The organism is Ensifer sp. SSB1 (assembly GCF_016652895.1).
GTDB lineage: Bacteria > Pseudomonadota > Alphaproteobacteria > Rhizobiales > Rhizobiaceae > Ensifer.
In genome coordinates this window covers 1-8,328 of record NZ_JAEPRP010000241.1, presented here as the reverse complement: position 1 = coordinate 8,328, position 8,328 = coordinate 1, and the positions used below count along the sequence as shown (strand labels likewise).

The window sequence follows — 8,328 nt, the reverse complement described above, 5'->3', positions numbered from 1 at the left end:
CGACGTGTTCGTCTTTGACGGCGGTGGCGGCAACGACGTCATCCTCGACTTCACGCCCGGCGAAGACCTGCTGCAGATTTCGAAGGACATCAACGGCCTCGATATCTCGTCTCCAGAAGATCTGGCATCGCGCGTCACCCAGGTTGGTGGCAACGTGATCATCGACTTCGGTCATGGCGATACGCTGACGCTCGTCAATGCGGACGCCGACGACATCCAGGCGAACCCGAACCACTACTTCACGATCCATTGAGATTGACCGGCGCGCCCCACTTCCTCCCATGTGGGGCGCCCTCCCTTTTCGTCCTTCAGGAGGAACGCGTGACGGCAGACGACCGTATCAGGAGCCTGGCCCAAGAATTCGCAAGTGCTGCGGCATTCAGGCTCAGCCTCGATGTTGCTGTGCTGATATGGGACGCACCTGCAGACCTGCCGGCGAAAACCAAATACGCACTTTCAGCATCGCGGTCCCTCGTTCCCCTCGTCAGCATGGCGCTTCCGCGCGCCGATGGCGGGCAGCGTGTCTTCTGGGCGATGCGCCCCGGAAACGAGCGGGAACTGGCAGAAATTGCCGTGGAGCACCACGTCCTTCAGACGGTTGTTCTCGAGCCCGCTGGCCGGCTTCCGTTTCTGGACATGGCAGTGCAGTTCGCCGCACTCGTGCCGGAGGCACGCTTCAAGTTTCTCAACAACCTGCTCACTGTCTGGCGAAGTGCATTCCGGCTTTCCCGAGACGAGTTTTTCACTGGCCTGGTCGACGACGCGATCCATGCCTTAAACCTTGGTCAGCGTGCAGCGACGATTTCGTGCCGGCTTGCCCATGGCCGATACCTGGCAGAGACGACCGTCAGCGCCGAGTTCGGCGAGATCAGTGCGATCTATGCGCTGAGCGCCGATGCCGTCCTGCCATTGCCGCAGCAATTTGCCATCACCGGCCGGGCCGAGCGCGGCTGGCGCCGTTGCCACTTCGTGGTCGAAACGCCGCGCGCTCCGCAGGCGCTTTCGCTGATGATCATGGGCAAGCGCGGGATTGCCATCCGCGAGATCGCCCATCGTGGCTCGCGCTACCCGAGCGTCCAGGAATGGTGGCCCGAGCACGGCGCGGCTGCGGGCCTGCGCGAGTTCGTCGTACGTTGCCTTTCTTCCATCCCTGAAAACGGTACGGCGCTTGCGACCGACCTGCAGCTTCGTTCGCCGTTGCCGGCGCGCCACGCTGGAGAATCTCCTCTCCACCCGGGGGCGGAGATCGATCTCGCGCTCGCGTTGCCTGATGGGCTCCTGGTCGGCGGTTGGACGCGCGACACAAGCGGTGTGCTCTCAGGGATCGACTATCTTCAGGAAGACTGTACGGCCCTGCCGCTTGACGGCAACTGGTATGAATTCCCCGGCTGGGCCCGCGGCGCGGAAGCAGGCTCGAAGACGGATGTAACGGGCTTTGTCAGCTGGCTGCCAATGCGCGAACCGCTCGGTGCCTTGCTTCAACCCCGCTTCCAGATGCGGCTTGTCTCCGGCGCCGTCAAAGCGCTCGTGCCGAAGCCGCAGCCCTTCGATCCCGCAACACAACGCAACCGCATCCTCAGGGCCGTTCCGCCACAGCATGCCGTCGATGCGGCGTTCCGCACGATCCTGGCGCCTGCGCTCAAGGACGTGGAGCAAAGACTGGGAAAGACGATCAGGGTCGATCAGACGAAGGACTTCGGTCCGATGCTGGAGGCGCCTTTAGTCTCGATCGTCGTGCCACTCTACCGCGTTCTCGATTTCCTGCGCTTCCAGCTCTCGGGCCTTGCCACCGACCCCTTCGTCGCCGCCAATGCCGAGATCATCTATGTGCTCGATTCCCCTGAGATCCACGACGAGACGGAACACCTGCTCGGCGGCCTTCACCTGCTGCACGGCCTTTCGATGAAGCTCGTGGTGATGAACCGCAACGGTGGTTATGCCCGTGCATGCAACGCCGGCGCGCGCTATGCCCGCGGTTCCGTCGTCGTCATGCTGAACTCCGATGTCATTCCATGTGGGCCGGGCTGGCTGGAGACGCTTGCACTGCCCGTGCTCAGCGAGACGTCGCTCGGCGCCATCGGCCCTAAGCTCCTTTTCGAGGACGGGTCCCTGCAGCATGCGGGTCTCTATTTTGCCCGCAACAAGCAGGACATCTGGCTGAACCACCATTTCTACAAGGGCATGCCCGGCGCCTATGCGCCCGCGCAACAGGCGCGCGTCGTGCCCGGAATCACCGGCGCATGTCAGGTGATGCGTCGAGAAGTCTGGGAGCTCGTCGGCGGTTATGCCGAGGACTTCGTGATCGGTGACTACGAGGATAGCGATCTCTGCCTCAAGATCCGGCAGGCCGGTTTCGACATCGTCTACGAGCCGGCTGCCTGCCTCTACCACCTGGAGCGGCGGTCGATCAGCCGCAGCCAGGATTATACGCGCGGTGTCGCAAGCCAGTACAATGCATGGCTGCACACCGAACGCTGGAACGACGACATCAGTACACTGATGCCAGCCTATCTCGGCGCCGAAGAGGCGGCTGCGCCGAGCGGTCACAAGACTGCCGCCAGGAGCGCCGCATGAACCAACCCGCACTTCGCCACGCAGACAGCCTGCAAACGGCATCGCAGCCGAACGAGGACCGCATCGACGGGATGCTTCAAACGGTACTGAACAATCGTTTCCTGCCACAGCCCGACAGCAACAGCGTGTTCGTCGGAGACGGCAACTACCGGGCGGTCGGCGCCGAATTTCTGGGCCATTTCATCCGCATGGGTGGATTGCGGCCGGAAAGCATCGTGCTCGATATCGGCAGCGGCATCGGCCGGATGGCGGTTCCGCTCACACAGTATCTAGATGCCGATCGCGCCCGCTACGTCGGCGTCGATCCCGTCGAAGGCGGTGTCGTCTGGTGCCGCAAATCCATCACTCCGGTCTACCAGAACTTCACTTTCGAGCATGTGGACATTGCCAACGAGCTCTACAATCCCATGGGCAAGATCAACGGCAAGGCGCTGAAGCTCCCCTACCAGGACCGCACGTTCGATTTCGCGATCATGACGTCGATCGTCACCCATCTGCCGCCGGACGAAGTGCTTGTCTACTTCAGCGAGATCAGCCGGATGCTGAAGCCCGGCGGCCGACTTTTCGTGACGGCATTCGTGGTCGACCGCGTGGCCGCGAAGAACGAGAACGGCAAGCGGGATCCGCGGCTTGGCTTCAATCGCAGCGGCGATGGCCCCTGTTGGTTCGTGCCGGGTCTGCCGCCGCTTGCCGCCGTCGGTTTCGATGACGGCTTTCTCGATCGGGCGCTTGAGCGGGCGGGCTTTTCAACCATCCTGAAGTCGCTCGGCCATTGGCGCGGGCAGGATGCCGGTCACTACCAGGATGTCTTCGTTGCCGAACGCCGGGGTGCAAACGGATGAAGAAGCGCATTCTGGTCGCGGCGCACAATCATCCCGCGCTCCATCCGGGCGGCACGGAGATTTTCGCGCACGACCTCTTCCGTGCCTATCAACGCGCCGGCCATGAGGTGCTGTTCCTCGGCGCCACCAACCAGACCCATCGGCAGGTGCGCCCGGGCACGAGCTTCCAGGCGATCGGCTCCGCCGGTGACGAGGTGCTGTTGTGGTCTGGTCATTTCGACCGCTTCTTCATGAGCCAGATCGACCTCTATGGCGTCGTCCCCGATCTCACCGAACTTCTGCGTGATTTCCAGCCCGACGTGGTCCATATCCATCACCTGCTGCTTCTCGGCGCCGAGTTTCCGCACATCGTGCGCCGGACCTTGCCCGAGTGTCGCATCGTGATGACGCTGCACGATTACTATCAGCTTTGCCACCATGACGGCCTGATGGTGCGCACCACCGGCAAGGAGCTTTGCCACAAGTCGACGCCCGACCGCTGCCACGCTTGCTTCAAGGATATCCCGCTCGATCGTTTCGTGCTTCGCGAGCAGCATCTGAAAGCCTTGTTGCGCACTGTCGACCGTTTCGTGTCGCCAAGCCAGTTCCTGCGGCAGCGATACATAGACTGGGGGCTCGACGGGGAACAGATCGACGTCATCGCGAATGGGTTACCACGGCGGGACGTGCCGGCGCGGAAAGATCGGCAGGAAAACGACCGGCCGATCTTCGGCTATTTCGGCAACCTCAATCCCTGGAAGGGCACCACCGTTCTGCTTGAGGCTGCGCGGCAACTGATCGACGAGGGTCTGCGCTTTGAGCTCAGGGTGCACGGCGGCGCGCCGTTCCAGAGCGACGGCTTCAAGGACGAGATCGCCCGCCTGTTCAAGAAGACGGCGCCGACCGTCCAGCAGCGCGGCGCCTACAGGCGCGAGGATATTGCCGACCTCATCGCCGCGGTCGATTGCACCATCGTGCCTTCGATCTGGTGGGAGAATGCGCCGCTCGTGATCGGCGAAGCGCAATCCCAGCGCAAGCCCGTGATCGCGAGCAATATCGGCGGCATGGCCGAAATGGTTCAGGACGGCGTGAGTGGCCTCACCGTTACGCCCAATGACCCGCGCGCCCTCGCCGCTGCCATGCGCCGCATTGCCGAGAATCCTGATCTCAGGCGCCGCCTTTCGGCGAACGCCCGCAAACCCGATGATATCGATACCACTGCCCGCCGTTATCTTGCGCTCATCGATGCGATAGAGCCGGCACGGACCGCCGCGGCATAGAGCGTTTCCAGTTGAGACAGAACAATAGAAAATCGCTCTATCTTTTTGTTTATACGCATTTCCAGACGCAAAACCGCTACGCACTTTTGCTGGAATTGCTTTAGGGGAAGACCATGTCTGTAGCAGCCGACAAACCGGATGTCGCACCGGAACAAAACAATGCAAAGCCCCTGAAGGGCCGTGTGGACGCGATCGACCAGGGCCGCGTTTTCGGCTGGGCATTCGATCCCGAGACGCCCGAGAAAAGGCTTGCCATCCGCGTGCTCCTGGACGGCAAGGTGATCGCCGAGGCGCTCGCCGACCGCAACCGGCCCGATCTCAAGCGAAACGGGATCGGCGACGGCAACCACGCCTTCGAGATCGCGCTCCCGGAATTGGCAAGTGCCCGCGCCGGCGAACTGATTGTCATGGCATCGACAGACAAGGGCGGCGAACTGCCGCTTCGCGTTCCGAAGCCTGACGAACAGGCGGCCGAGGCCTTGATCGCTGCTCCGCTCGCTAAAGTCCTCGACAAGCTCGATGTGCTGATGGCGGCGCAGCGTCAGCTTCAGGTCTCGCAACGCTCGGCCATCCGGCAGAAGCTCGACGATGGCGACGAAGGTGAAGCTGCCGGGCTCGCCGCAGTCAGCGAAGATGTTGCAAGCCTGCGCTCGGAAATCACCCAGCGATTGACCGATCTCGACGTGCACCTGATGCGTCTCGATGGCGTCGTCGCCGGCATGGAAAAGAACCTCAATACCTTGAAGCAACGTTCGAACGGCGACTTGAAGCCCGCATTCCTGCTGCTCTTCGTCCTTGCGGGCTTTACCGCAGGGGCGATCCTGACGCTTCTTCTGCGAACTTAAGGCGCGTCTCATGCCCAATTCGGAGCTTTCCCTTTCACTGAGCCCCGCGCCGCTTGCCCGGATCATGCGCAGCGGACGGGTGGTGGTGTGCCCGATTGCCGAAACGCTGTTGCTGGTGATCGGCGCCGGTGGCCCATTGGCAGATCAGTTGCCGGTGGAGATCGATGAAGACACGACGATCCAGGCGATCGCCTCCATCATCGGCTGGCGGCTTGCTGCATCGCAAGGATCGGCCACCCATGGTTTCGCCGCGCTTGTCCCAGTCGATCGCGATTACGGTATGCCGACAACGCTGCGTTTCGGAAAAGATGGCGGCGGCAAACGCAACATCGTTGCGCCGCGCACTGTGTCGACCGGAGATGTCGCAGCGGTGCTGAAGGAGCTCGCGGGCCCGCAGGTCGTCCATGTCCTTGGCCGCCTGGTGGACGTGTTGATGAAGCCGCCGCTCGACCCGCGGAGGCTTAACGCAATCACGACCCTGCTGAAGGCGGGAGCCGCAAGAGACGGCTATATCGAGCTGCTCGGCGAAAGCCACGACGATGCGATCGCGCTCAAGGGCTGGGCGCAGGACATGGCCGCCGGCGTCTGCCGCGCCATCATCAGGGGCGAGAATACGTCGGTCGCCGATTGCAACATTGCGGTTTTCCCACGCAACGACGCACCGGAAGATGCCGTCGGCTTTCTGGGCCTCTTATCTGCGGACGACCTGCCGCGAGCCCGCGACATCCAGGGCATATTCTATCGCGGCCGCAGCGCCTGGCGCTACCTGGCCGTTCACGAGCGCAAGTTCGTTGCCGGACCGCTTGAAACGCCGGGACATATTCGCGCGATGCTGCTTCAGAGCCAAAGCGCGCCGCAGGTGCTGTTGCGCCTGCGCGAAGCGGCCAACGGCTTCGACGGCACAGAAACGATCTCAAGCCTTCCCCTTCCCGTCCGGCTCGGCGTCGACGCGACGTACCAGGGCGATGAAGGCGCTTTTCTGATTTCGGGTTGGATGCTTGATGCTGACGATCACGTACAAAGCGTTCGGCTGCGGCGCGGGCGCGCTGAGGCGCGTCTCGATGGAACCTGGACGCGCACCGAACGGCTGGACGTCGAAGACGCATTTGCGGACCGGCCGGAATTCAAGAGCGCAATATCTGGACATCGCCGCTCGCACGGTTTCATCGCTTTCGCCGATGGCCTCGTCGGCGATCCGGCAGCACCGCTTCACCTCGAAGTGACGCTGCGCGATTCCCGCCGTGCCTATATGCCGCTTCACCCGACACGGCTGTCGGCAAGACATGCGGCCCTGCGGCTGCTGAACACCATCGACCCGACCAGTTGGGCCTTGCCTGATATCGTCGATCGGCAGATCGTCCCGTTCCTCATCGCTGCGCGCGCGAACGCACCAACGATCGAAACCGTCATCGATGTAGGCCGTTTCGATCAGGCTGAGGGAGCGGCAATCCTTGTCGCCGTGGGAGACGCCGAGGAGGATTTCGCCCCGCTGTTAGGACTTCTGGCGCTCGATCCACATACGCGGCAGGCGCCGATCGTGCTCGTCCTACCATCGGAGCAATTTCGCCGGCGCGCCGCCCGTATCCGCCAGCTTGCGGAATTTTATCGTTTGCCGCTGCGTCTGGTATCCGTCGAAGGTTCAGGCGATGCCAGCGACCTGGCTCGGACTGCGGCTGAGGCAATCGACAATGAGACCGTCATCCTGCTGTCAGCGTCGCTTACGCCCGCCAATCCCGGTTGGTATCAGACGCTTGTTGCGAACTATGAAACCAAGATCGGGAGCATCATCTCGCCGACCCTTGCCTATGAAGATCATTCGATCCGCTGGGCCGGGAGCACCTCGCTCGACCGTGCCGATCATCTTCAGTCGAGCCGCTATGCTGGTTATCCGGTCGGCGCCGTGAACCGCCTGAAGCTGACCCGGGTGCAGACCGCGTCGCTCGAATGCTGCATCATGCCCCGCGCAGCACTTCTCGACGATACCGGTGTTTCGCCCACCTATCTCGGCGCGTCTCTCAAGGGGCTGGATCTTGCCTTGGGGCTGAGCCGCAGGGGTTACGAATCCTATTGGCTGCCCACCTTGCAAATGCTCGGATCGGATGAGGCATCCGGTGCCGTTTCGGCAGCCACGGCGAGGTACGTGAAGCGTGTCGATCAGACGCTGTTCCGCGGTCGCTGGATGCAGACGGTGGAAACAGAAGGAACGGCCCACAACGAGGTTTCGGCATGAGTGAAAAACTCCGCGTGCTGGTCGTTTCGCACGGCCACCCGACCCATTCGCTCGGTGGCGCCGAGATCGCTTCCCACGGCTTGCACAAGGCATTGAACGGCCTACCGGGTATCGAATCGATCTACCTCGCCCGCGTCGGCAATCCCGTGCCGCGCCACGGCGCGTCGGCGCTGATGAGTCTTCGCCTGGCGATGGATGAAGTGCTCTACCATGCCGAGGACTTTGATCATTTCTTCCTGTCCAATGGCGATACCGACGCAATCCGCCGGGACCTCCTGCGCTTCGTCGGAGACATCAAGCCGGATATCGTCCACTTCCACCATGTCATGGGTTTTGGGCTGGAAGCGCTCTATGCGGTGCGTGACGCTCTGCCGAAAGCGCGCATCGTCGTGACCTTCCATGAGTACCTGCCGATCTGTCACAACCACGGACAAATGGTAAAGCGACCCTCGGGTCAGCTTTGCAATGGCGCCTCGCCGATCAGTTGCCACACGTGCTTCCCCGAAATCCCGGTGGCGCGCTTAGTCCGCCGCGAGCTTTTCGTGCGGGGCATGCTGAATCTTGCCGACGCCTTCATC

General features: G+C 62.4%; 6 protein-coding genes and 1 pseudogene. All 7 read left to right on the top strand.

The window, feature by feature from the left end; genetic code table 11:
• A pseudogene (locus tag I8N66_RS34250) lies at positions 1–253 on the top strand (calcium-binding protein); the annotation flags it as partial.
• 68 nt (positions 254–321) lie between these two features.
• Positions 322–2,574 (top strand): glycosyltransferase family 2 protein, encoded by a 2,253-nt coding sequence (locus tag I8N66_RS34245; protein ID WP_291164050.1) that lies wholly within the window; start codon positions 322–324, stop codon positions 2,572–2,574.
• On the top strand, positions 2,571–3,416 hold the full coding sequence (locus tag I8N66_RS34240; RefSeq protein WP_291164046.1) for a class I SAM-dependent methyltransferase: 846 nt from the start codon (positions 2,571–2,573) through the stop codon (positions 3,414–3,416). The genes I8N66_RS34245 and I8N66_RS34240 overlap by 4 nt, the downstream gene beginning before the upstream one ends.
• Positions 3,413–4,675, top strand: coding sequence for a glycosyltransferase family 4 protein (locus tag I8N66_RS34235; RefSeq protein ID WP_291164043.1), 1,263 nt, complete (start codon positions 3,413–3,415; stop codon positions 4,673–4,675). The genes I8N66_RS34240 and I8N66_RS34235 overlap by 4 nt, the downstream gene beginning before the upstream one ends.
• A gap of 113 nt (positions 4,676–4,788) precedes the next feature.
• A complete protein-coding gene (locus I8N66_RS34230; protein WP_291164041.1) occupies positions 4,789–5,520 on the top strand; it encodes a hypothetical protein in 732 nt (243 codons plus the stop codon).
• 10 nt (positions 5,521–5,530) lie between these two features.
• Positions 5,531–7,750, top strand: coding sequence for a hypothetical protein (locus tag I8N66_RS34225; RefSeq protein WP_291164039.1), 2,220 nt, complete (start codon positions 5,531–5,533; stop codon positions 7,748–7,750).
• The coding region (locus tag I8N66_RS34220; RefSeq protein ID WP_291164037.1) for a glycosyltransferase at positions 7,747–8,328 on the top strand (582 nt) is incomplete at its 3' end. The genes I8N66_RS34225 and I8N66_RS34220, both read left to right, overlap by 4 nt.

Excerpts from the sequence above, each read along its gene's own strand:
- I8N66_RS34240 (WP_291164046.1), top strand. The coding sequence starts at position 2,571 with ATGAACCAACCCGCACTTCGCCACGCAGACAGCCTGCAAACGGCATCG.
- I8N66_RS34235 (WP_291164043.1), top strand. The coding sequence starts at position 3,413 with ATGAAGAAGCGCATTCTGGTCGCGGCGCACAATCATCCCGCGCTCCAT.
- I8N66_RS34230 (WP_291164041.1), top strand. The coding sequence starts at position 4,789 with ATGTCTGTAGCAGCCGACAAACCGGATGTCGCACCGGAACAAAACAAT.
- I8N66_RS34225 (WP_291164039.1), top strand. The coding sequence starts at position 5,531 with ATGCCCAATTCGGAGCTTTCCCTTTCACTGAGCCCCGCGCCGCTTGCC.